This is a genomic window from Corynebacterium tapiri, assembly GCF_006334925.1.
Classification (GTDB): domain Bacteria; phylum Actinomycetota; class Actinomycetes; order Mycobacteriales; family Mycobacteriaceae; genus Corynebacterium; species Corynebacterium tapiri.
Genome location: NZ_VDHJ01000032.1, coordinates 1 through 1,120, shown reverse-complemented (window position 1 = coordinate 1,120; position 1,120 = coordinate 1). Strand labels below are relative to the sequence as shown.

The window sequence follows — 1,120 nt, the reverse complement described above, 5'->3', positions numbered from 1 at the left end:
CCGGAGGATTGGGCGGATGAGGTAGCTGGGGCGGTTGTCGTAACAAGCAGGGCAGCAGCCATCACAGCGAGCCACCCCTTAAAGGAACGTTTCATCGTTTTCCTTAAGGAAATCCAGGAAGAGGAGAACTTTCACTCATGAAGCTATACGGTACTAAGCGACCAGGCAGGACACCGGAAGAAAAATCCCGCATCAGGGGGTAAAAGCAATGAACACGACCAGAACGGCTACACGTCACTGTGCGGTGTGGTGGGCAGTAGGCCTGATGCTGAGTACGCCGGCTATCGCTCACGCCGCCGACGATTCCGAGGCGTCCTTACAGGCCAGTAGTCCCGTACCTGTCAACGACAACCGTATTGCTGCCCTGTGGTCGGTGATCCCTGGTCCCGCCAGTGACGACACCCCTCAGATTCGTCGGGATTGTACGGCTAGTTTTCTTGGGGATCATTTTTGGCTCACGGCCCATCACTGCATCTCGCACGCCCCGATGATGGACGGTTTCCTCCAGCAGCCCGATGGTGAGCACGCTGGTATCGCAGCAATCTATACGATGTCGGATTCTGATGATGTGGCGTTGATTAAAACCGGTGATGGAATCAACGCTGACTCGTTTTCCCTTGCGGACCACCCACTACAGGTCGGTGAGCACGCACTGTTGACCGGGTATGGACAAACCCATGACTTCGCCTCCACGGCCACCACGGTTATCACGGATACGGTTGCGTCCTTGGATTTCGGAAACGTCACCTACACCGATTTATTCAAAGGCAAGGCCGTAACCGAATCACGCTCGTGTAGTGGGGACTCAGGCGCACCCATCTTTAAAGACAACACCCTCTACGCCGTCCATACTGCAGGGGGATACAACCCGGCCTGTAGCGACGGTCGCGATAAGCCTATGTGGCACACCAACATTGTTTCTCGCGCCACCTGGATTACTCAGACCATGGCAGATAATGCCGGTCTGAGCCCGCAAGAACAGCGTAAAGCCGCAGTAGGTCTATCCCACGCACCTACTTCCACTTCTGCTCCTGACAAAGACGCACCGTCACCGATCAAACCATCACACGATGCAGGCCTTTCCAGCTGGGGAAGTTCATAAACACTATCCCCTGCTTCT

Annotated in this window: 1 protein-coding gene; it reads left to right on the top strand. The window is 55.4% G+C overall.

Translation table 11 applies throughout. The annotated features are described in order from the left end of the window. Positions 1-265 precede the first annotated feature (265 nt). Entirely contained in the window at positions 266-1,102 is an 837-nt protein-coding gene (locus FHE74_RS10565) for a trypsin-like serine protease (protein WP_180339754.1), read from the top strand. Positions 1,103-1,120 lie beyond the last annotated feature (18 nt).

Excerpts from the sequence above, each read along its gene's own strand:
- FHE74_RS10565 (WP_180339754.1), top strand. The coding sequence starts at position 266 with ATGCTGAGTACGCCGGCTATCGCTCACGCCGCCGACGATTCCGAGGCG.